This is a genomic window from Humibacillus sp. DSM 29435, assembly GCF_001758225.1.
Taxonomy (GTDB): domain Bacteria; phylum Actinomycetota; class Actinomycetes; order Actinomycetales; family Dermatophilaceae; genus DSM-29435.
Genome location: NZ_MAST01000053.1, coordinates 19,995 through 41,481, shown reverse-complemented (window position 1 = coordinate 41,481; position 21,487 = coordinate 19,995). Strand labels below are relative to the sequence as shown.

Genomic DNA, 21,487 nt, shown 5'->3' with positions numbered 1-21,487 from the left:
TCACGCCCAGTTGGCCTCTGAAGGCGGGCTGGGTAGCGGCACGTGGTGGGGGTGCATGACGTAGGTGAGGCCACCGTGCTTGCCAAGCCACACCTTCTCGAACTGGTCGCGCCGGTACACGGTGCGGACCTGCTCGTTGCTCGCGATGCGGTGGCTGTTCGGGTCGTTGGAGATGACGTCGCCCTCGGCCGTGAAGCCGATGATGGTCAGCAGGTGCCCTCCGGTGTCGTAGCCGGCCCCGTCGAGCTGGTCGGAGGTGAACGTGACCGACACGACGAGGGGGATGCCGGCCGCGACGAACGACTCGGCCTCGGTCAGGTCACGCAACCGGGTCACGTAGGCGCGCAGCCCGCGGGTCGCGGCGTACGCGACGTTGAAAGCCCAGTTTCCGGCGCCACCGTACGACTGGTCGAACACTCGGCTCACGGCGTGCACCACGGCCAGCTCAGCGGTGTCGACAGCGTCAGACGCCGCGGGCACCTGGGTCACCCAGGCCACCTCGTCGGGGCCTGGCCCCACTCCCCAGTGCTCGAGCAGCATCGTCGTGGAGGTGGGCGAGCACCACGACTCGCCGCCGCCGTCCCAGGCCGGGAACGAACCCACGTGCAACCGCTGCGAGTGCGGCGGCACTGCGATCTCGGAACCGACCCCGGCACCGGCTTCGCTGACCGGGGCGTCGTCGATGACCATGCCTGACACCGCCCCGGCCACAAGCGTGACCTCGGGCCACGGGCCGGCCGGATCGGCGCTCAGACCGGTCACCCGAACCTGCCATGCCGAGAAGGGGTGGGCAGGGGCCGCGACGAAGGCATCCGCCGCCACGTGACCGGCATCCGTGGTCTGCCCCTCGACCGTGGTTCGGGTGATGGCGCCGCCGTCAGCCGGAAGCCGGTCGCACCAGCGGGCGAAGGTCAGCCACGGCGTCCAGCCGAGGTCGCTGCGCAGGCGCGCCTCGACGAGGAGCCAGGAGCCGGGCGGCGTCGTGCAGTTCCAGGAGGGGATCAGCTCGGTCGCCGGAAACGCCGACTCGACCACGGGTGAGCTCCAGTGCCGGGTAGACCAGACCACCGTGGAGTCGTCGGAGGAGTGTGCATCGGCGTCGAGCAACGGCTCGCCCGGCTCCCACCCGAAACGGTTCTCCCAGACGGTCAGGGTCACGTGGCGATCGGTCACGCGAGCAGCATGCCAGAACGCCGGTCAGCACACGTCACGGTCTGCCGTCGCCCCAGGCGACCGCAGACCGTGACGTGTGCGCTGGCGGGCCCAGGTCAGCTGTTGACGAGCGACCGCAGCACGTACTGAAGGATGCCGCCGTTGCGGTAGTAATCGGCCTCGCCCGGGGTGTCGATGCGCACGACGGCTTCGAACGTCACCGTCTCACCCGACTCCTTGGCTGCAGTGACGGTGACCGTCTTGGGGGTGGTGCCCTCGTTGAGGGCCGTCATGCCGCTCACCGAGAACGTCTCGGTGCCGTCGAGCCCGAGCGAGTCGGCGTTCTCACCCTGCGGGTACTGCAGCGGGATGACGCCCATGCCGATCAGGTTCGAGCGGTGGATCCGCTCGTAGCTCTCGGCGACGACCGCCTGCACGCCCAGCAGTGCGGTGCCCTTGGCCGCCCAGTCGCGCGAGGAGCCGGAGCCGTACTCCTTGCCGGCCAGGATGACGAGCGGAACGCCGGCCTGCTGGTAGGCCTGCGAGGCGTCGTAGATCGTGGCCTGTTCGCCGCCCTCCAGGAAGTTGCGCGTGAAGCCTCCCTCGACCCCGTCGAGCAGCAGGTTGCGCAGCCGGATGTTGGCGAAGGTGCCCCGGATCATCACCTCGTGGTTGCCGCGACGCGAGCCGTAGGAGTTGAAGTCCTTGCGCTCGATGCCGTGCTCACGCAGGTAGACGCCGGCGGGGCTGTCGTTCTTGATCGCCCCGGCCGGGCTGATGTGGTCGGTCGTGACCGAGTCACCGAGCTTGGCCAGCACCCGGGCTCCGTCGATGTCGGCGACCGGGGTGGTCTCCATGGTCATCCCGTCGAAGTACGGGGGCTTGCGCACGTAGGTGGAGTCGTCCTCCCACGCGAAGGTGTCACCCTCCGGCGTCGGAAGTGACTGCCACCGCTCGTCGCCCGCGAACACGTCGGCGTAGTCGTCGGTGAACATCTGCTGGCTGATGCTGCTCGCGATCGTCTTCTCGACATCGGACGGCGCGGGCCAGATGTCGTTGAGAAACACGTCCTTGCCGTCGTGGTCGACGCCGAGCGGCTGGGCTTCGAAGTCGAAGTCCATCGTGCCGGCGAGGGCGTAGGCGATGACCAGCGGCGGGCTGGCCAGGTAGTTCATCTTGATGTCAGGGTTGATCCGACCCTCGAAGTTGCGGTTGCCCGACAGCACCGAGACGACCGCCAGGTCGTTGCCGTTGACGGCCTCGGACACCTCGTCGATGATCGGTCCGGAGTTGCCGATGCACGTGGTGCAGCCGTAGCCGACGAGATAGAAGCCGAGCTTCTCGAGGTAGGGCCACATGCCCGCCTTGTCGTAGTAGCCGGTGACGACCTTCGAGCCCGGGGCCATCGACGTCTTGACCCAGGGCGGAACCGTCAGCCCCTTCTCGACGGCGTTCTTGGCCAGCATGGCGGCCGCCATCATCACCGACGGGTTGGAGGTGTTGGTGCACGAGGTGATCGAGGCGATCGCCACGTGCCCGTGGTCGATGGTCACCTCGGTGCCGTCGATGGTCACCGTTGCCGGGTTGGTGGCGCGGTCACCGTTGACCCGAGCGCCGGAGTGGTAGGGCCGGCCCGCCTCCTGTGAGGCTTCCAGCGCGTCGTGGCTGGGCGAGTCGGAGGCGGGGAAGGTGTCCATCAGCTCGTTGTCGACCGCGCTCTTGTCGATGCCCTTGCCGTTGACGACGTAGTTCTTCAGGTCGTTGCGGAACTGCTCCTTCGACGCGGTGAGCGAGATGCGGTCCTGGGGCCGCTTGGGCCCGGCGATCGAGGGCACCACCGTCGAGAGGTCGAGCTCGAGGTACTCGGAGAAGCGGGCCTCGGGCTGGCCGGGGCCGGCGTCGAGCCACATGCCCTGTTCCTTGGCGTAGGCCTCGACGAGCGCCACCTGTTCTGTCGAGCGGCCGGTGAGGCGAAGGTAGTCGAGGGTGACGTCGTCGATCGGGAAGATCGCACAGGTGGAGCCGAACTCGGGGCTCATGTTGCCGATGGTGGCGCGGTTCGCGAGTGGCACCTGGGCCACGCCCTCGCCGTAGAACTCCACGAACTTGCCGACGACGCCGTGCTGGCGCAGCATCTCGGTGATGGTGAGCACCACGTCGGTGGCCGTGGCCGCCGTCGGGATGGAGCCGCTCAGCCTGAAGCCGACCACGCGCGGAATGAGCATCGACACGGGCTGACCGAGCATGGCCGCCTCGGCCTCGATGCCGCCGACCCCCCAGCCGAGCACCCCGAGCCCGTTGACCATGGTGGTGTGCGAGTCGGTGCCGACACACGTGTCGGGGTAGGCGAACCGCTCACCGTCGATCTCACGCACCATGATGGTGCGGGCGAGGTGCTCGATGTTGACCTGGTGCACGATGCCGGTGCCCGGTGGCACGACCTTGAAGTCGTCGAAGGCGGTCTGGCCCCAGCGCAGGAACTGGTAGCGCTCCTTGTTGCGGTGGTACTCGAACTCGACGTTGCGCTCGAAGGCGTCGGCGCGCCCGAACACGTCGATGATGACCGAGTGGTCGATCACGAGCTCGGCCGGGGCCAGAGGGTTGATCGTGGTCGCGTCGCCGCCGAGGTCGGCCACGGCCTCACGCATCGTCGCGAGGTCGACGATGCACGGCACCCCGGTGAAGTCCTGCATGATGACGCGGGCCGGCGTGAACTGGATCTCGATGTCGGGCTGAGCGTCCTTGTCCCACGACCCGAGAGCGCGGATGTGGTCGGCGGTGATGTTCGCGCCGTCCTCGGTGCGCAGCAGGTTCTCGAGCAACACCTTGAGGCTGTAGGGCAGACTCTCGTGTCCTTCGACTGCGGCCAGCCGGTAGATCTCGTAGGCGTTTCCCTCGACCTCGAGGGTTCCCTTGGCCTTGAAGCTGTCAATGCTGCCAGTGCTGCTCACAGCGGGCTCCTTCCAGCGACTCTGCTCGATGAAATATATCTTGACGTCAAGATATATCTAACCACATGGCCCGACCGTTGTCAGCCCCCGCCGGGCCGACAGTGAGAGCGGGTGGTGGCTGGGGGCGCGATGGTCACGCGGTCGGCTCGAGCACGGCGATGCACTCCACGTGGTGGGTCATCGGGAAAGCGTCGTAAGCCTCCAGCGACGAAAGCGACCACCCGTGCGACGAGGCGAACTTCACGTCTCGGGCCAGCGCGGCCGGATCACAGGCCACGTAGACGACCCGTCGGGGCGAGAGCCGGGCGAGCAGGGCCATGACCTCCTTGCCCGCGCCGGTGCGCGGTGGGTCGAGTACGACCAGGTCGGCCGAGACACCCTGCGCCACCAACGACCGCAGCTCTCGGTCGACCCGGTTCGCGCGCCACTCGACCGACTCCAGATGCTCGGTGTTGCGGATGCCGTTGCCGACCGCGCGTGCGTCGCCCTCCACTCCCAGCACGAAGCCGCCGGGTTCGACGAGCTCGCCGAGCCGGAGGGTGAACAGACCGGACCCGGCGTACAGGTCGATGACTCGGTCGCCGGGACCAGGGTCGAGCAGGGCCGTCACCCGCGACAGCAGCGTTGACGCGGCACCGGGGTGCACCTGCCAGAAACCCCGCGCGTCGACGACGTACTCCCCCGACCAGTCGCCGTCGGTGGCCAGCTCGCCGACCAGACCCCCACCGGGGGCGGAGCCTGCCGGAGCGGGCACCGGCACGAGCACCGGCTCGTCGGGGTGGGCGGCGTCGACCACGTCGACCGCCTCGCAGCCGGCCCACTCGGTGTCGAGCACGCCCGAGTCGATCACGCCGGCCGTCGCGATGAGGCAGTCGTCGACCGCCTCGAGCTCGCTGGAACGGTGCCGGTGCAGGCCGGCTCGACCGTTGGCGTCGACTGCGAACTCGACGCGCGTGCGCCACCGGAGGCCGTCGACGTCGCCCGGAAGGGGCAGCACCGTCACCGCCACCTCGAGGCCGGCCAGACGCGAGAACTGCTCACGCACGACCGCCGCCTTGAGGCTGCGCTGCTCCTCGATGGCGACGTGCTGAAAGTCGCAACCGCCGCAGCGACCAGGGGCGGCGTACACGCACGGGGGCGTGACCCGTTGGGGGGAGGGCGACTCGACCTGCACGGCATCCGCGCGGATGAACCGGTCGCCGACCCGGCCCTCGGTGACGCGTGCGACGACGCGCTCACCGGGAAGGGCATGCCGAACGAAGATCACCTGTCCCTCGTGGCGGGCCACGCAGTGTCCCCCGTGGGCGATCGGCCCCACCTCGACCGACCATTCACGGCCGACGAGCGACTCCCCGCCCGCTGTCTTCTCGCGTGCGTGGCTCCGATCGCTCACAGGTTGCCGCCGCGCACCGAGCCGGGCACCGGCGGCTCGTCGATCCAGTCACGCTCGGCGCCCTCCGACGACGCCAGCTGCCACGGCACGCTGACCACCATGACACCGGGCGTGAAGAGCAGCCGGCCCTTGAGCCGTAGGGCACTCTGGTTGTGCAGCACCTGCTCCCACCACTTCCCGAGCACGTACTCGGGCAGGTAGACCGTGACGATGTCGCGCGGGTTGCCGCTCCGGATCGAACGCACGTACTCGAGGATGGGCCGGGTGATCTGCCGGTACGGCGACGAGAGCACCTTCAGGGGCACGGGGATGTCGTGCCGGTCCCACTCGTCGAGGAGCGCCTGCGTCTCGTCGGGGTCGACGTCGACGGTCACCGCCTCGAGGTAGCTCGGCCGGCTGGCCCGGGCGTAGGCGAGGGCCCGCATCGTCGGCTTGTGGATCTTGCTGATGCACACGATGGCGTGCACGTGGCTGGGCAACAGCGGCTTGTCCTTGTCCCAGTCGATCGCCAGCTCGTCGCGCACCCGGTCGTAGTGCTTGCGGATGCCGAGCATGATCACGAAGATCACGATCATGGCGAGGATGGCGTAGCGCGCGCCCGCCTCGAACTTCGTGATGAGCACGACGAGCAGCACCACTCCCGACATCACCGCGCCGACGGCGTTGATGACCCGGGAGCGCTGCATCCTCGCCCGTTCCTTGGAGTTGCGCTCCAGCCGAAGGTGGCGGGTCCAGTGCCGCACCATGCCGGTCTGGCTGGTGGTGAACGACACGAAGACACCGACGATGTAGAGCTGGAGCAGGGCGTTGACGTCGGCGCGGAAGACCACGACGAGCAGGATCGCGGCCGCGGCGAGGATGAGGATGCCGTTCGAGAACGCGAGCCGGTCGCCCCGGGTGTGCAGCTGACGCGGCAGGTAACCGTCACGAGCCAGGATCGAGCCGAGCACCGGGAAGCCGTTGAACGCGGTGTTGGCCGCGAGGAACAGGATCAGCCCGGTGACGATCGAGACGAAGATGACTCCGAGGTGGAAGTTGGCGAACACCGACTCGGACAGCTGGCCGATGGCCGTGTTCTGCACGTAGGACTCGCCCACCGCCTGCCCGTCACGCAGCAGCTGGGTGGCCGGCTCGTCGGCGATTTGGATGCCCGACCACTGGCTGAGGGCGATGATCGAGGCGAGCATCGTGATCGACAGTGTGCCCATGAGCAGCAGCGTCGTGGCGGCGTTGGTGCTCTTGGGCTTCTTGAAGGCGGGCACCCCGTTGGAGATCGCCTCCACACCGGTCAGGGCGGCGCACCCCGACGAGAAGGCACGGAGCAGCAGGAACCCGGCCGCGAGGCCGGTCAGCTCCTTGCCGTCTTCGGGCACGAGGGTCAGACCGGCGCTCTCGGCCGGGGCCAGGGTGCCGTTGAAGTGCTGGAAGAAGCCGACGATGCCCATGCCGATGATGGCGAAGATGAACAGGTACACCGGAACGGCGAACGCCTTGCCCGACTCCCTTACTCCTCGCAGGTTCATGGCGGTGATGAAGACGATCACGATCACCGCCACCATCACCTCCTTGCCCTGCACGAAGTCGAGCACCGTGCCGGCGTTCTGCACGCCCGAGCTCACCGACACCGCGACGGTGAGGGTGTAGTCGACCAGGAGGGCGCTCGCCACCGTGAGGCCGGCCTTCGGCCCGAGGTTGACCGTGGCCACCTCGTAGTCGCCGCCGCCGGACGGGTAAGCGTGCACGTTCTGGCGGTAGGACGCGACGACGACGACCATGACGAACACGACCGCGATCGTGATCTGCCAGCTGTGCGTCGTGGCGAAGGCACCCCCGGCGAGTCCCAACATGAGCATGATCTCGTCGGGCGCGTACGCGACCGAGGAGAGGGCGTCACTGGCGAAGATCGGCAACGCGAGCCGCTTCGGCAGGAGGGTGTCCCCGAGCTTGTCACTTCGCACCGCGCGACCCACGAGCAGCCGCTTGAAGAGCGAACCTGTACCTGGCACGGGTGACACTGTATGCCGCTCAGCCGCCGGTGCGCGCACCCACGGACCACCGAGGTCCGAGGGGCGATACCCGGATGCCGGTACGTTCGATCTGCAGGCTGTCTGAGGCCCGGCTGGGTGTAGCGTCGCGCTCGTGCACTTCGTCATCATGGGCTGTGGCCGAGTCGGCTCTGCGCTCGCGCGCACGTTGGGCCGCAGCGGCCACGACGTGGCCGTCATCGATGTCGACGCCGCCGCCTTCCGCCGCCTCGGCACCGAGTTCGAGGGCGAGACCGTCACCGGCATCGGGTTCGACCGCGACACCCTGATCGCGGCCGGCATCAAGGGCGCCTACGCCTTTGCCGCCGTGAGCAGCGGCGACAACTCCAACATCCTCGCCGCCCGGGTGGCCCGCGAGACGTTCGGGGTGGAGCATGTGGCCGCCCGCATCTACGACCCGCGCCGGGCCATGGTCTACCAGCGGCTCGGCATCCCCACCGTCGCCACGGTCAAGTGGACGGCCGACCAGATGATCCAGCGCCTGCTCCCCCAGGGCGCCATGCCCGAGCTGACCGACCCCAGCGGGAAGATCGTCATCGCCGAGGTCCCGATCCACCCCGCCTGGATCGGGCGGGCGCTGACCGACCTCGAGCAGCAGACCGGGTCGCGGGTGGCCTACGTGACCCGGCTCGGCGAAGGCAGCCTGCCCAAGCCCGACATGGTCGTGCAGCAAGGAGACCTGATGCACCTGGCCCTGCGGCGCGACGAGCTGGCGCGGGTCGAACGCCTCTGTGACCAGGCCCCGGCCGCCCACTGACCTGCTCGACTCGCTGATCCGCTGAACTCACTGACCGGCAACAGGAGAACCACATGCGCGTCGTCATCGCGGGAGCCGGGAGCGTCGGCCGGTCCATCGCCCAGGAGCTGCTCGGCAACGGCCATCAGGTGCTGCTCATCGACAAGGACGCCGATGACGTGCAGGCCTCTCGGGTGCCCGAGGCCTCATGGCTGCTCGCCGACGCCTGCGAGATCGCCGCTCTCGAGGAGGCGCGCCTCGAAGCCTCCGACGTCGTGGTGGCGGCCACCGGAGACGACAAGGCCAACCTGGTCATCTCTCTGCTCGCCAAGACGGAGTTCGGGGTGCCGCGCACGGTCGCGCGGGTCAACAACCCGAAGAACGAGTGGATGTTCGACGAGTCGTGGGGCGTCGACGTCGCCGTCTCGACGCCCCGGCTGATGACGGCCCTCATCGAGGAGGCCGTCAGCATCGGCGACCTCGTGCGCATCTTCGAGTTTCAGCAGGGACAGGTCTCGATGGTCGAGATCACCCTGCCCGAGGCGAGCCCCTTCGCGGGTCGGCGGGTCGGCGACATCGCCTGGCCGGCCGACACGGTGCTGGTCGCGATCATCCGCGAGCAGCGGCCGTTGGCTCCCACGGCCGACGACGCGATGGAGATCGGCGACGAGCTGCTCTTCATCACCACGAACGAGTCGGAGCAGCATCTGCAGCAGGTCGTGGCTCCCGGCGACCGCCCGAAGACGGTCGAGAGCCAGTTCTGAGGTCGGTCGCTCAGGCCAGGTTCGGACGGCCGCCGTGCGGGTCGATGGGAGTGCGACCCTTCACCAGGATGGCACCCATCACGGTGAGGGCGACGAGGTAGAGCGGCCAGCCCAGCACCACCTTGGCGACAGCCAGGGCCGAGACCCGCTCGGCGAGATAGAGCGGCACCATGATCGACAGGCGCACGACGTTGAGGGCGATCAGCACCCAGGCCAGCCGCGATGCCACGGTGACGATGCCCGGGTGCCGCCGCCACCAGGTCGGGTCTTCGGCGAAGACCTCGGGCTCGGCCACCCCGACGATGAAACCGAACAACGGCCATCGAGTCAGGTTCGTGACCAGCAGCACGAGCATGAGCCCCGCGTTCTGCAGCATCCCGGGCAGGAAAGCGTCTTCGGCCCGGCCGGAACGCAGGGCGAAGAACGCGGAGATCGCGACGCCGGCTGCGGCGTAGGCGATGAAGCGGGCGTTCTGTCGCTGCGCGAGTCGCACGATCAGCAGCACGACCACGCCGGCCGCCGCGATCACCAAGGACGTGCGCAGGTTGCCCGTGCGAGCCCACGCCAGGGCGAAGGCAAGCGTCGGCACGGCCGACTCAGCGGCCCCCCGCCACCCGCCGATCGCCTCTGACAGCTTCTCTCGGAGCAGCTCCTCAACGGTTGCGTACCGACGCAGGTCGGCTTCGCTACCCGTTCGTTCGTCACCCGTGCTCGCGGCTTCAGTCATGACTCGCGCCGGGGCGACCGATGATCTCGTACGCCGGGTTGAAGATGGTGGTGACATCTCGCTGTCGGGTGACCCGACCCGTGGCCTGCACCTTGATGCCCGGGGCGATGCCCGCGATGCGACGCCTTCCGAGCCAGACGAGGTGCAGGGAGTCGGTGCCGTCCCACACCTCCACGTCGAGTGCCGGGACGTCGTCGCGGGGGCGCAGGGTGACCGAACGCACCTCTCCGCAGACGGTGGCCAGCGAGCGGGGCTCGAGGTCACCGATGTGCACGACCCCCAGGTCGTTCGACTCCCGCTTCAGGTCATCGGAGTCGAGCTCGTCGGACGTGCGGGTCAGGCGCTCGGTGAGACGGCGCAGGGCGCCCGATCTGGCACTACCCATGGGGTCACCGAACCTCGGTGATCTCGGGACCGCGCTCGAAGGGCTTGAAGTCGGCGAGGTTGGCCGGCCGGCCGGCCTCGGCGGTCTCCGCCTCGTCGTCGAGAGCGTTCGCCGGGTCGTTCTGCTCCAGTGGCGGCGCCTCGGGAGTCTCCGGGGTCTCGGGGAGGCGAAGCGGCAGCACCTCGCGAGGCGGCATGGCCTCGTCTCCGCGGTCGATGACGGCCGTGCGGATGACGTGGTGCACCGCGTCGGCCGCCTCGGGGTCGATGGCCGCGCGCCCGCTCACCACGGCACGCAGGAACCACCGGGGCCCGTCGACGCCGACGAACCGGGCCGGCATGAAGACGGTGCGCCCGTCGGCCCCGGCCTGGGGCATCCGGGTGAGCAGCTCTTGACCGAAGGGTCCGGCCACGATCTCGGCCGTGCCCCCCGACCCGGTGATGCTCGCCGCGATCTCGTCACGGATGTCGACCCAGACGCCCTCCGTGCGGGGCGCGGCAAAGGCCTGCAGCTGCACGGCGGACTCGCCGATGACGGCGGTCACCCCGGTTATCTGCTGCTCCTGCTCGTTGATCTCGAGCCGCAGCTCCATCCCCTGCTGGCCGCGTAGCCAGATCGCGCCCAGGTTGAGGTAGTCGGTGTCGTCGTCGACGGTGGTGCGGTCGAAGGGGCCTGCCTCGCCCTCGGCGGGCGCCACCTCGTCACCGATCGCGCCGTTCGCCGTGTCGAGGTCTGCCTCACCCTCCGCGAGGTCGAGGTCGAGGCCGGTCGCGTCGCGAGCGTCAGCGGCATCCTGCTTGCTCTTGCCGCGGCTGAAGAGTCCCACCGTCATTCCGTCCTTCGAGTCGTGTTTCTCTCGGCACCGAAACCGCCGGTCGATCCGTGTCCAGTGTCCCCCCGCGGGGTGGAATCGAGCGAATCCACCTCGAGCAGAGCCACCGTCTCCACCCGCTGCACCACGAGCTGGGCGATGCGGTCGCCGCGGGCGACCACGAACGACTCTGCCGGGTCGAGGTTCACCAGGTTCACCAGGATCTCGCCGCGGTACCCCGAGTCGATGGTTCCGGGAGCGTTGACGATCCCGATGCCGTGTCGCGCGGCCAGCCCCGAACGGGGGTGGACGAAACCTGCGCACCCCGGCGGTATCGCGATCGCCACACCCGTCGGCACCAGGGCCCGTTCGCCCGGCCCGAGCGTCAGCCCGTCGCGGGCCAGCAGGTCGAGCCCGGCGTCGCCCGGCCGCGCGTAGACGGGCAGGGGCAGGCCACGGTCGAGGCGCACCACCGACACGGGCAGCGGGTCTGCGAGCGGCCCGTTATGGGCGAGGTCGTGGGCACGGTCATCAGCGCGGTCATCGGCGCGGTCATCGGCGCCGTCATCGGCTCTGACACCGACGCCGGGCGTGCTGCCCGGAGCGTGCACGGACCTGCCGGAGCAAGCACAAGGGTCGGTCACGAGGACCGACCCTACTTGCTCCATCCGTGGGCTCAGGCGGCACACTCCGTGCAGATCATCGTGCCGCCGACCTCTTTGGCCAGCTGGCTGCGGTGGTGAACCAGGAAGCATCGCCCGCAGGTGAACTCGTCGGCCTGCTTGGGCAGAACCCGCACCGAGAGCTCTTCGCCCGAGAGATCTGCGCCAGGCAGCTCGAAGCCCTCCGCCTGCTCGGTCTCGTCGACGTCGACGCTCGAGCTGCTCTTGTCGACCCGTCGTGACTTGAGCTCCTCGATGGAGTCCTCGTTCAGGTCGTCGTCAGTCTTGCGTGGCGCGTCGTAGTCAGTTGCCATTCGTTTCCCCTCGATCCTCTTCGGGCTGCGCCTACAGCCTGTGCGCGATGAACGCCTGTGAACCCGTGCTTTGTTCCCGTTCCGACCGTGCTGGGGACGGGGCTGGGAACGGCACTGGAACCAAGCCGGGACCACAGTGCGTGGACATCATCGCGTGCGCGGATTGTGCACCATCCGGGGCGCGTTGTCATCTTGCCGGTGCGCCCCGGTGAGACGGTCACTCGACCCGCGCCGCCCGAGCGACCGAAGACTGACCAAGAGTTCACCTGCGCTATGCCAGATCTCGGGCTGCTTCGATGGATGCTGGGCCAACGACGACGATGTAGGGTCGCCGAACCCGACTGATCGAAAGAACACCGATCAGCAGACACCGACTCGCAACCATCGATCAACAAGGACCGACCCACCAACCTGGCCCGGAGGTGCACCATGACGGAGTTCGTCGACCAGATCCGAAAGCGCGTCAGTGACGCACTGCACGACCTCGACCAGGCCCGGGCGGCCGGCGACGACTACGCGGCGCAGGTGCACACCGGCGAGCTCGAGTCGTTCGCCCGGTTGGCCACCGAGAACGGTCTGACCGTTCCGGAGCTCGCCCCCTTCCGCGCCGCCTGAGCTGCGGCCCGCTCTGGCAGTGCGAGCTCAGAGGAAGAGCTCGCGCACCTGTTCGACGAGCGCCGGCCCCGCCGCCACCGTCAACGACCTGGTCGGATGCCGGTCGACTCCCATCACGACTCCCCCGGCCTCCTCGACGATGAGCCACCCGGCGGCGAGGTCCCAGGGGTGCAGTCCCGACTCCGCGTAGGCATCGACCGAGCCCTCCGCCACGCGGACCAGGTCGAGCGCGGCGCTCCCGATCCTTCGGATGTCGCGAACGGCGGGGAGCACCCGCGTCATCACCTCAGCCTGGCGGGCCCGGGTCTCGGCGGAGTAGGCGAACCCGGTGGCGAGCAGGGTGCGCGACAGCCGGTTCTCGCCGGAGACCGACAGCCTGGCGACCGGCTCGGGCACAGGGCCGGCGGATGCAGGGCCGGCGGGCGCAGCCGTCTCCTCACTCGTCCAGGCTCCACCACCACGGCGGGCGTGATGCACGACCCGGCGCGACGGGTCGGCCACGGCGCCCGCCACCGTCGACCAGGCTCCCTCGACCGCGACGTCACCCACCACCACGGCCACCGACACGGCGTAGGCCGGAATGTCGTAGAGGTAGTTGACCGTGCCGTCGATGGGGTCGACCACCCAGGTGAGGCCGGACGTCCCGGCGACGTCGAGCCCCTCCTCCCCCAGGATGCCGTCCTGCGGGCGAGCGGCCTGGATCAGGCCGTGCAGCAGCTCCTCCGAAGCCCGGTCCATGACGGTCACCACGTCGGTGTCGGTGGACTTGGTGGCCGCGACGCTGACGCTGGCCGGGCGCTCGTCACGGATGAACCGTGACGCCTGGGCCGCCACGCTGACACAGAGCCGTTCCAAGAGAGCGAGCTCAACGGCATCCGGCACGGCTCGCGAGTCTGTGCTCATCGAGAACCCGCAGACTGGGGCACGGCTCCGTCGCTGCCGCACAGGGCCGGCTTGTCGACTCTCAGGTTGGGGCAGCAGCCGGGAGCACAGACCGAGGGCCGGCGGCCCTCGAACTGCGGCGGCTCGATGCCGCGGGCCTCGGCCGCCCGCTCGACCAGCGCGTCGACCAGGTCGGTGACGAACAGTGGGTCGGTGCCGACCGTGGGCACCCGAACCAGCTCGACTCCCACCCGCTGAGCCGTCTCGAGCGCCTCGGTGTCGAGGTCGAAGGCGACCTCCATGTGGTCGGAGACGAAACCGATCGGGGCCAGCACGACCGACTTCACCCCGTCGTCCGCGAGCTGTTCGATGCGGTCGTTCACGTCGGGCTCGAGCCACGGCTGGCTGGGCGGGCCGGAGCGGGAGCACAGCACGAGCTCACCCGTCAGCTCGCGGCCGAGCGCAAGGTTCGCCCCCTCGGTGAGCCGCGAGGCGAGGGCCAGGTGCTGGCGCTGGTAGAGCCGGCCCTCCCCGTCGCCCGGACCGGACGTCTCGTCCATCGCGTCGGGGATCGAGTGCGTCACGAACAGCAGCGCGACCTCCCGGTCGGGGGCGCCGTCGAGCGCGCGCATCGAACGCACGAGATGGCCGAGGTTCGAGGCTTCGAACCCGGGCCGGGGCGCGTAGGGCCCGATCTTGTCGACGACGATCTGAGCCGCGTCGTCGCCGAGCGCCGTCACGGCCTCGGCGAGGTTCTCGCGGTACTGACGGCACGAGGAGTAGCACGAGTAGGCGCTGGTGGTCACGGTGACGACGCGCCGGTGGCCGGCATCGAACGCCTCGCGCAGAGTGTCGTCGAGGAACGGCTCGCTGTTGCGGTTGCCCCAGAGCAACGGCAGGGGCAGCCCCCGAGAGTCGAGCTCGTCTCTCAGGGCCACGAGCAGGGCCCGGTTCTGGTCGTTGATCGGGCTCCGGCCACCGAAGTGGTGGTAGTGCTCGGCCACCGCCTCGAGACGCTCGTCGGGGATGCCGCGACCGCCTGTGACCCGACGCAGGAAGGGCATGACCTCCTCGGGAGCCTCGGGCCCACCGAACGAGAGTAGCAGCACGGCGTCGTAGGGGGCCAGCTCGTGCTCGCCGTTGGCGGTGACGTCAGCGGTGGCGTCGGACGTGGTGTCGGACATGGTGTCGGACGTGGCGTCGGGGTTCTCGACAGGGGGCATGGGTTCCGCCTTCAGGTGGGGGTGTTGGACGACGACCGAAGCGGTGTCGGGGCGTTGAGGTCGAGACGGACGGCGATCAGGCGAACGGCGAAGACGACACCGGCGGCGCCCCAGAGGGTCCAGTCGTGCAGGGGGCCGAGCTGTGAGGAGACGACGACGAACAGCGACCCGATCAGGGCGGGGATGGCGTACAGCTCGCGCCGCAGCACTTCCGGAACCTGACCCGCCAGCAGGTCGCGGATCACGCCGCCGCCGATGGCGGTCAGCACCCCGACGATGACGGCCGTCACCGGGGCCACGCCCGGGGTCGCCACGGCTTTGAGGCTGCCGGCCACCGCGAACGCGGCGAGCCCCACGGCATCCAGCACCCGCACGAGTCGGGTGATGCGCTCGACGCCGGGGTGGAAGAAGAAGGTGACCAGGCCACCGCCCGTCGCGGCCGAGAGCAGCCGCCAGTCACTGATTCCGACGGGCGGGATGTCGCCGATGAGCAGGTCACGCAGGATGCCGCCGCCGAGGCCGGCCGCGCACGCCAGCACGAGAACGCCGACGAGGTCGAACCGCTTCTTCACCGCCACGAGCCCGCCCGAGAGCGCGAAGACGAACACGCCGACGAGGTCGAGGGCGAGCTGAGCGGACGGATTCGTGGAGAGCACCACCTCAAACGGTACCTGTGCGGCGTGGGCGCTTTCGTGCCACCCGGCGCGGTGGCATGCTCGAAGCCGCTGACACCAATCGATCGACCGGGAGACCTCAGACATGCACGACCTCAGGTTCATCGGTGTCGACGACCTCGCAGCGCATCTGCTGCTGTCCGACGATGCGGGGCAGCACTTCCGGGTGCCGCTGAACGAGTCGTTGAGAGGCGCCGTGCGACGCGACCGCCCACACCAGGGCCGGCTGCCGGTCGAGGTCGGCGACGGCCTGCGACCCAAGGAGGTGCAGGCGATGATCCGTGCCGGCCTGACGGCCGAGGAGGTGGCCGAGCGGGCCGGGTGGCCGGTCGAGAAGGTGCATCGCTACGAAGGCCCGATCCTGGGTGAGCGCGAGTACGTCGCCGGGCTGGCCCGCCAGGTGCGGGTGCGCCCCCGTGGCGCCACCCACGGCACCGCGCCGACCCTCGACGCACGGGTCTCGGAACGGATGCGGTCACGCGAGATCGAGCCCGGGTCTGCCAGCTGGGACTCCTTTCGGGCACCGAATGGTCGGTGGACTGTCGTCGTGGTGTTCACCGCCGGTGGTCGTCAGCGGCAAGCTGGCTGGGATTTCGACCAGCTGGCCCGCACCGTGTCGGCCACCGACGACGAGGCCCGCTGGCTGAGCGAGGACGAAGACGGCCAGACGCCCGGCCCGATTCCGGCGCCCCACCTGCAGCCCCCGGCCAGCCCCAGCCAGGTCTATGACGTCGAGGCCGAGGGAGGCGTCGGGGCTCCCCAGAAGCGGCGCCGTGCCGAACCGGTCGACCTGATGGCCGCCATGCGAGAACGCACCTCCCAACGCGGCCGCCGGCGCCGGTCCAAGGCCACCGAGGCCCCCGGCCTCGACCGCGTGCCCGACGAGGCGCTCCCCCTCGAAGAGCTGGCGATGAGCCCGGCGGATGCCGGAGACCCGCCGGCCGCGCACGAGCGAGACACTGGCTCTTTGGTCGATGAGACCGGCCCTTCCGACGACGACACCTCAACGGGTGAGGCCGCCCCGACCAGGCGAATGGTCGATGAGCCGCTCCCCCTCGACGAGCCGGAGCCTGCTGAGCCCGAGCCCGCCGAGGTCGAGTCCGTTGACGTCACCACTGCGGATGCCGCCCGTGTCGGGCACGACGGCGGCGAGTCGACCCCCGCGGAGCCTGAGGCGCCGTTGACGCCCGAGGTCGACCCCGCTGCGCTCTCTGAGCCACACGATCAGAGCGCGGAGATTGAGTCTGAGACAGACCTCGCAGAGCCGTCGGAGCAGGCTTCCTCTGGCCCCGACGAGACCGAAGAACCACCGGTCGAGTCGGAGGTCGAACAGGTGGCCGAGTCCACCACGGCCGCCGAAGAGTCTGCCGGCGCTGACCCCGTCGCTGAGGATGCGGTTGAGGAGCGCCCCGTTCCCAAGGCCTCCAGCCAAACGGCATCCCGCAAGTCCGGCCGCCCAAGCGTGCCGAGCTGGGACGACATCATGTTCGGCCGCAAGTCTGAGTGATCCCAGGCGTGAGGGACGACTGACGGCCTCCCGCGTTGGACCGGCCCGTCGATTCGGTCCACGTCACCCATGAACCCGCCGCCGGTGCTCTGTTTGAGTCTCACCTCGCCAACCAGCTTCTCCTGGCCGGGCAGTCGTTGCACCAAGTGCCCGAATCACCCGCATGGACATCATGGACATCAGGGCATCATGGACAACTATTGAGGCCGCGTCCTACCGCCCAGATAGGGCGTGTACGAGACTCACGGCCTACTGCCCAATGTGACGAGCGGCGAGCCGTGTTGGAAGGCGATGAACGAAGCGTGGAGGAGGGTCATTGTCGCGTCAACCGGGAGCGGGAACCCTGTCGCGCTAGCGCGGCGGCTTCGCCGCGGTTCTTCACGCCGAGCTTGGCGAGCACGTGCGTGACGTGGATGCTGACGGTCTTCTCGCTGATGAACAAGCGGCCGGCGATCTCGCGGTTGGTCGAGCCCGACTCGATGAGGTCGAGCACCTGGACTTCCCGCTCGGTGAGGCGTGCCCGCGGCCCCGCGCCCGCGGCGCCTTCCCGTAGTCGAACGCGGTGGTGCCGGGCGAGAGCGGCCGCTTGGCGCTCGAACTGACCGGCGCCCATCGCGGCAGCGTCGGCCCAGCAGCCGATGAGCAGCGGCCGGCCCTCATCGCGGGAGCCGCTTTCGAGCAGGGCCCGGGCCAGCTCGAGGCGGGGGCGCAGGGCGGTGAACGCTCCGAAGCGGGCCGACGCGTCGACGGCTCGGCGCCACGTCGCCTGGAGGTCGGCCCCCGTTTGGCCTTGGAGGCGGGCGCGGTAGCCGCGAGCGAACAGCAGGCGCAGACCGTCCAGAGAGTCGGCCCACTGGTCGTCGAGGGTGGCTTCCGCCCGGCCGACCTGCTTCTCAGCTCGCGCCAGCAGGTCGCCCGGCGGCGGGAGGCCGGCATCGGCTGCGGCGCTGAGCCCCAGCATCACGAAACAGGCGGCGGCGGCGGTATCCGCGACAGAATCCCTTGCTTCAGCGCGGTCGACCGGAACCGGCAGGTAGGACAGCAGCTCGGCGAACGCCCCGGTGCCAACGAGCTGTTCCACGTGGGTCTCCACGAGCTCATCGTTGGAGAAGAACGTCCGGCGCGTACCGAGCTCATACACCTCAGCCTCGAGCGGAGCCGCGTCCTCGAACCGGCCCTGAACCTGCAACAGCCGGCATCGCAGCTTCGTCGACCGGTACGCCACCAGGTCGGGCTCGACCGCGTCGGAGAACAACCGCCCCGCCTCGGCGAACCTCCCGCGCCATTGCAGCGCCTCCTGCTCCTGCTCGGCGTAGAACGCCGCCCGCCCCATCAGCCCGAGCTCCGACATCGCCTGCCTGCCTGCGCGGGCGACCGCCACCCCTTCGTCGAGCTCACCCACGATCATGAGCAGGAACGCTCGGACGGCGTCGTAGTGGGCCCCCTCCCCGGGGTGCCCATCGGCGGCAGCGCATTCGACGCCCTCGCGGATAATTCTGATCGCCTCGGGATAGCGGCCGAGGTCGGCGAGCGGATCCCAACGTGCGAACAGGGTGCGCGCCCGCTCGATTCCGCTCCCCACCGCGTCGGCAACGGCCAGCGCCTCGTCGAGCAGCACCAACGCCGCCTTGGGGTCACCGCGCTGACGGCGCACACCGGCTGCGGCTCGTAACGCCATCACGCGCTCGACGGAGACGAAACCGGTGGACAGCTCGATCGCCCGAGCCATTGCGTGGTCGATCGCGGTCCCGTTAGGTGGTGCGGAATCCAGATTCTCGTAGACGGACTCCTCGATTGCATAGGTTGACCAGATCCGCACGGCGAGCGCGGGCTGCGTCTCCTCGTCGACCAGGCGCAAGGCCATCTCGATGTACTTTGTCCCGTTCTCCGAGCCGAGTAGGGGGTAGGCCAGGGTGTAGCACAGCTCGGCCTTGGTGCGGCCGGTCAGCGCGGCGGCATCCGGCACGAGGTCCCACAGCTCGACGGCCCGGCCCAGGTGCGCCTCGCCCTCGTCGGCCCCGACCTCGAAGGCCGCCATCCCGGCCCGGGTGGAGGCCACCAGTGCGCGGGGCAGGTCGCCCGAGGCGTTCCAGTGGAAGGCACTATGCGACAGGTCGGGGGTGTTCAGGTCGCGGGTGTTGAGAGTGGAACCACGGCCCACCCGTTCGTCGATCAGCCGCCCGTAGGTGGCGTGCAGGCGGGCCCGTTCGCTCGGGAGCAGGTCCTGAGACGGCGTCGCGGATCAGGGCGTGGTGGAACACCAACTGGTCACCACGTGGGTCGAGGACGTTGGCGTCGATCAGTCCCCTCAGTCCATCGTCGAACCGCTCCTCGGTCAGCCCGGCGAGCCCGACCACCTCGGTCAGCAGCGGGAGGTCAATCATGCTGCCGCCTACCGAGGCCGCCCGCGCGAGCCGGCGTGCATCCTCGGGCAGGGCTCGCACCCGGGTCAGGAGCAGATCCCGCAAGGAGGCCGGCACCCCCGGACCGCGGTCGGCCAGGATCGCCTCGATGAACAGCGGGTTCCCCTGCGCCCGCCGGCCCAGCTCGGCCACCACCAGGGGGTCGGCCGGCGCCGCGGTGTGCCGCTGGACCAGGGCCGCGGTGGCGACCGCGTCGAGCGGGCCAACATCCAGGCGCAAGACGCCGAGGCGGCCGTCGAGCTCGGCCAGGCGCCGGCGGAAGGGGTGGTCGCGGGTCAGGTCGTCGTCGCGGAAGGTCAGTGCAAGCAGCAGCGGCTCACGGAAGGAGCGGGCCAGGGCGAGGGCGAAGTCCTGGGTCGAGGGGTCGGCCCAGTGCAGGTCCTCGACCACGAGCAGCACCGGCCGGCGCCGGGCGGCGCGAGTGAGCTCGGCGCGCAACCGGTCAAAAGGTGACTCCTTCACCATGCCGACGGTGCCGCTGATGCCGCTGGGCGGCGGATCGGTCGCAGCCGCCGGGCCGCGCGCGTGAGTCGGCGGCCCTGACGGCAGGTCGGCGAGGGCCTGAATCACCGGGCCGAGCGGCACAGCGGCATCGATGTCGAGGCAGTGCCCCTCGATCGGCTGCAACCCGGCCACCCGGGCCCGCCGCACCAGAGCGTCGACCAGGGTAGTCTTGCCGATCCCGGCGCTACCGCAGACCACCAGGGTGCGTCGACCTCCGGCCGCGACCTCGGCCACGACCTCGTCGAAGCACGCGAACTCTCGCTCGCGACCGTGAATGGCGTCGTCACCGCTGGCCATGGGGCCCCTTTCGGGGTGAGGCCGAGAGGGCAGCTCCCTTTCGGCCCTCTCAGACTACGACCGTCGTCTTTGATGCACGAGCGGTTTCTCGGGCGCGAGTACGCCTGAGTCCCTTACATCACCAATGGCCGGAGTCCCGGCAAAGGGTTTAGGCCTCGACCTCTGTCACAACCGAGCACCGTGTCAAGCACGCCGAGTTGCGCCTGACGTCCGCTCGCGACCATCGACGGCTGTGGCCTGAGGCTCGACAATGATGGGAAGAGAAATGAGACGTACCTCGGCTGTCGCGACGTCGGCTCCTCACCATTGCTCGATCACCAGGCGGCCAATGGTCAACTGCAACTCACCTTCGGGTTCCAGTCCGCGAACATCCCTGAGGGGTTGTGCTTCCACAACCAGGCATGCAAAAGGTAGAAGGCTGGCCCAGGGGGTGGGACCAGGATGTGCATTTTCATCCCCAGGACCGTCGGCGGTTCTGAGACACCGGGTGGGTTGGACTGTGCGCTCCGAACGACCCACTCGACGGCCACGAGCCTCAGGCCGCCACTTCTGGTCGGCGCGTAGACCAAGGCCTCGGGCTGCCGGGTGTTGACGGCATTGTCCGCCATCAGTTTCGCGCTGAAGTAGTGGTAGCCCATCGCGCCCGCGGTGGGGTCAGAGACGCACCCCGTGAGGATCCTCACCCCGGACCCGTTCACCCATCCGAGCTCATAGCCAGCCGCAATTGCCGCGTCGACCCGATGGAACTTGGCCGTGGCTTTGCGCACCTGCGCAAGCTTTCTGTGCAGCATCCGGCGGACGGCCAGTGAGTTCGTGCTGGGTGCTTCAGCAGCGATCTCGTGAACGGTGGCCTGCCACCTGGTCTGGGTGGTTGACGGCTCGGGCACCGGACTCGCGGTCGCCGAGGCGATGGGGCCGGCGGCCAGTGCCGCGGCCGTGGCGAGCGTGAGGACGATGCCGGTGGTCGAGGCGGCTGCGGAGGGGCGGTGGGCCGGGAACATGAGTCTCTCCTTAACTGATGCCAGGTCTGGCGACACCTTTACGATCGTTCGTGGGCCCCTCTCGACACATCCGGCAGACTCCCTATCCTCGGCCGCCCACCCCCCTATCTTTCGCGGGCACTCGGGAGGGCACGGTCAGCAGTACAGCAGCCCTCGTGTCGGTGTGATCACGGGCCGACAGGGGTATGACCGTGCACCCACTCCGACCACATCCGGCCGACCTCTGTGCGCTCCCCAAGATCCCAGGATGCCCGACTCCTCACCGCCCGCCTCAGCCCAGCAGCCTGCCGACCCCGGCGGTGGGCGTCCGAAGGAGAATGACCGTCGTGGTCAATCCGACAAAGGTCGATGACCTCGACGCGGCCCAGACCCTGCTGTCGCAGGAGCGCCGGCGCGACGGGTGGCGTGAATCGACCTAAGC

General features: G+C 69.4%; 19 protein-coding genes. 4 read left to right on the top strand and 15 right to left on the bottom strand.

Annotated features, from left to right (window positions below; genetic code table 11):
* The 4 genes from BA895_RS21275 to BA895_RS21260 form a co-directional block, all read right to left on the bottom strand.
* The gene (locus BA895_RS21275; RefSeq protein WP_070193895.1) at nt 1–1,173 is read right to left on the bottom strand and encodes a C39 family peptidase; all 1,173 of its coding nucleotides are present in this window, start codon (nt 1,171–1,173) and stop codon (nt 1–3) included.
* A gap of 95 nt (nt 1,174–1,268) precedes the next feature.
* Entirely contained in the window at nt 1,269–4,103 is a 2,835-nt protein-coding gene (locus BA895_RS21270; RefSeq protein WP_070193894.1) for an aconitate hydratase, read from the bottom strand.
* 133 nt (nt 4,104–4,236) lie between these two features.
* Nucleotides 4,237–5,496: a class I SAM-dependent RNA methyltransferase gene (locus BA895_RS21265; RefSeq protein WP_070193893.1), complete on the bottom strand. Its 1,260-nt coding sequence runs from the start codon at nt 5,494–5,496 to the stop codon at nt 4,237–4,239.
* On the bottom strand, nt 5,493–7,502 hold the full coding sequence (locus BA895_RS21260; protein WP_070193892.1) for an APC family permease: 2,010 nt from the start codon (nt 7,500–7,502) through the stop codon (nt 5,493–5,495). Before BA895_RS21260 ends, BA895_RS21265 begins: the two co-directional genes overlap by 4 nt.
* A 133-nt stretch (nt 7,503–7,635) precedes the next feature.
* On the opposite strand from BA895_RS21260, the gene BA895_RS21255 reads away from it, so the two are divergent.
* Together BA895_RS21255 and BA895_RS21250 are read left to right on the top strand one after the other, a co-directional pair.
* A complete protein-coding gene (locus BA895_RS21255; RefSeq protein ID WP_070193891.1) occupies nt 7,636–8,298 on the top strand; it encodes a TrkA family potassium uptake protein in 663 nt (220 codons plus the stop codon).
* Nucleotides 8,299–8,351: 53 nt separating this feature from the next.
* Nucleotides 8,352–9,041, top strand: coding sequence for a TrkA family potassium uptake protein (locus BA895_RS21250; protein ID WP_070193890.1), 690 nt, complete (start codon nt 8,352–8,354; stop codon nt 9,039–9,041).
* Nucleotides 9,042–9,051: 10 nt separating this feature from the next.
* Here the strand turns inward: BA895_RS21250 and BA895_RS21245 are convergent, their stop codons facing one another.
* The 5 genes from BA895_RS21245 to BA895_RS21225 all read right to left on the bottom strand — a co-directional run bounded on the left by BA895_RS21245 (nt 9,052) and on the right by BA895_RS21225 (nt 11,940).
* Nucleotides 9,052–9,768 carry a DUF3159 domain-containing protein gene (locus BA895_RS21245; protein WP_070193889.1) on the bottom strand — a complete coding sequence of 239 codons (717 nt, stop codon included), beginning with the start codon at nt 9,766–9,768 and terminating at the stop codon, nt 9,052–9,054.
* A complete protein-coding gene (locus tag BA895_RS21240) occupies nt 9,761–10,153 on the bottom strand; it encodes an OB-fold nucleic acid binding domain-containing protein (protein WP_070193888.1) in 393 nt (130 codons plus the stop codon). Before BA895_RS21240 ends, BA895_RS21245 begins: the two co-directional genes overlap by 8 nt.
* A 4-nt stretch (nt 10,154–10,157) precedes the next feature.
* Complete coding sequence (locus tag BA895_RS21235; RefSeq protein ID WP_139142819.1) at nt 10,158–10,985, bottom strand: DUF3710 domain-containing protein; 828 nt, start codon at nt 10,983–10,985, stop codon at nt 10,158–10,160.
* Nucleotides 10,982–11,449 (bottom strand): dUTP diphosphatase, encoded by a 468-nt coding sequence (dut, locus tag BA895_RS21230; RefSeq protein WP_070194033.1) that lies wholly within the window; start codon nt 11,447–11,449, stop codon nt 10,982–10,984. The genes BA895_RS21235 and dut overlap by 4 nt, the downstream gene beginning before the upstream one ends.
* 191 nt (nt 11,450–11,640) lie before the next feature.
* A complete protein-coding gene (locus BA895_RS21225; RefSeq protein ID WP_070193887.1) occupies nt 11,641–11,940 on the bottom strand; it encodes a DUF4193 domain-containing protein in 300 nt (99 codons plus the stop codon).
* Nucleotides 11,941–12,369: 429 nt separating this feature from the next.
* Here BA895_RS21225 and BA895_RS21220 point away from each other — a divergent pair, with 429 nt between their 5' ends.
* The gene (locus BA895_RS21220) at nt 12,370–12,555 is read left to right on the top strand and encodes a hypothetical protein (RefSeq protein ID WP_070193886.1); all 186 of its coding nucleotides are present in this window, start codon (nt 12,370–12,372) and stop codon (nt 12,553–12,555) included.
* A 27-nt stretch (nt 12,556–12,582) separates the two neighbouring features.
* On the opposite strand, the gene BA895_RS21215 is transcribed toward BA895_RS21220, so the two are convergent.
* From BA895_RS21215 to BA895_RS21205, 3 genes are read right to left on the bottom strand one after another with little or no spacing between them, the layout of a single operon-like run.
* Nucleotides 12,583–13,458 (bottom strand): inositol monophosphatase family protein, encoded by an 876-nt coding sequence (locus BA895_RS21215; RefSeq protein WP_070193885.1) that lies wholly within the window; start codon nt 13,456–13,458, stop codon nt 12,583–12,585.
* Nucleotides 13,455–14,621, bottom strand: coding sequence for a ferrochelatase (locus BA895_RS21210; RefSeq protein WP_070194032.1), 1,167 nt, complete (start codon nt 14,619–14,621; stop codon nt 13,455–13,457). Before BA895_RS21210 ends, BA895_RS21215 begins: the two co-directional genes overlap by 4 nt.
* 50 nt (nt 14,622–14,671) lie before the next feature.
* Nucleotides 14,672–15,316: a trimeric intracellular cation channel family protein gene (locus tag BA895_RS21205; RefSeq protein ID WP_070194031.1), complete on the bottom strand. Its 645-nt coding sequence runs from the start codon at nt 15,314–15,316 to the stop codon at nt 14,672–14,674.
* Nucleotides 15,317–15,419: 103 nt separating this feature from the next.
* Between BA895_RS21205 and sepH the strand changes: the two genes are divergently transcribed.
* Nucleotides 15,420–16,841: a septation protein SepH gene (sepH, locus tag BA895_RS21200; protein ID WP_070193884.1), complete on the top strand. Its 1,422-nt coding sequence runs from the start codon at nt 15,420–15,422 to the stop codon at nt 16,839–16,841.
* A gap of 313 nt (nt 16,842–17,154) precedes the next feature.
* Here sepH and BA895_RS24835 read toward each other — a convergent pair whose 3' ends face one another.
* From BA895_RS24835 to BA895_RS21185, 3 genes are all read right to left on the bottom strand, one after another.
* The gene (locus tag BA895_RS24835) at nt 17,155–19,002 is read right to left on the bottom strand and encodes a LuxR family transcriptional regulator (protein ID WP_070193883.1); all 1,848 of its coding nucleotides are present in this window, start codon (nt 19,000–19,002) and stop codon (nt 17,155–17,157) included.
* Complete coding sequence (locus BA895_RS21190; protein ID WP_070193882.1) at nt 18,944–20,065, bottom strand: AAA family ATPase; 1,122 nt, start codon at nt 20,063–20,065, stop codon at nt 18,944–18,946. Before BA895_RS21190 ends, BA895_RS24835 begins: the two co-directional genes overlap by 59 nt.
* Nucleotides 20,066–20,397: 332 nt before the next feature.
* Entirely contained in the window at nt 20,398–21,066 is a 669-nt protein-coding gene (locus tag BA895_RS21185; RefSeq protein WP_083283630.1) for a hypothetical protein, read from the bottom strand.
* Nucleotides 21,067–21,487: the final 421 nt, after the last annotated feature.

What these genes read in the sequence shown, in the direction of transcription:
- BA895_RS21250 (WP_070193890.1), top strand. Translation starts at nt 8,352, where the DNA reads ATGCGCGTCGTCATCGCGGGAGCCGGGAGCGTCGGCCGGTCCATCGCC.
- BA895_RS21245 (WP_070193889.1), bottom strand. Translation starts at nt 9,768, where the DNA reads ATGACTGAAGCCGCGAGCACGGGTGACGAACGAACGGGTAGCGAAGCC.
- BA895_RS21240 (WP_070193888.1), bottom strand. Translation starts at nt 10,153, where the DNA reads ATGGGTAGTGCCAGATCGGGCGCCCTGCGCCGTCTCACCGAGCGCCTG.
- BA895_RS21235 (WP_139142819.1), bottom strand. Translation starts at nt 10,985, where the DNA reads ATGACGGTGGGACTCTTCAGCCGCGGCAAGAGCAAGCAGGATGCCGCT.
- BA895_RS21225 (WP_070193887.1), bottom strand. Translation starts at nt 11,940, where the DNA reads ATGGCAACTGACTACGACGCGCCACGCAAGACTGACGACGACCTGAAC.
- BA895_RS21220 (WP_070193886.1), top strand. Translation starts at nt 12,370, where the DNA reads ATGACGGAGTTCGTCGACCAGATCCGAAAGCGCGTCAGTGACGCACTG.
- BA895_RS21215 (WP_070193885.1), bottom strand. Translation starts at nt 13,458, where the DNA reads ATGAGCACAGACTCGCGAGCCGTGCCGGATGCCGTTGAGCTCGCTCTC.
- BA895_RS21210 (WP_070194032.1), bottom strand. Translation starts at nt 14,621, where the DNA reads ATGTCCGACACCACGTCCGACGCCACCGCTGACGTCACCGCCAACGGC.
- sepH (WP_070193884.1), top strand. Translation starts at nt 15,420, where the DNA reads ATGCACGACCTCAGGTTCATCGGTGTCGACGACCTCGCAGCGCATCTG.
- BA895_RS21190 (WP_070193882.1), bottom strand. Translation starts at nt 20,065, where the DNA reads ATGGCCAGCGGTGACGACGCCATTCACGGTCGCGAGCGAGAGTTCGCG.
- BA895_RS21185 (WP_083283630.1), bottom strand. Translation starts at nt 21,066, where the DNA reads ATGTTCCCGGCCCACCGCCCCTCCGCAGCCGCCTCGACCACCGGCATC.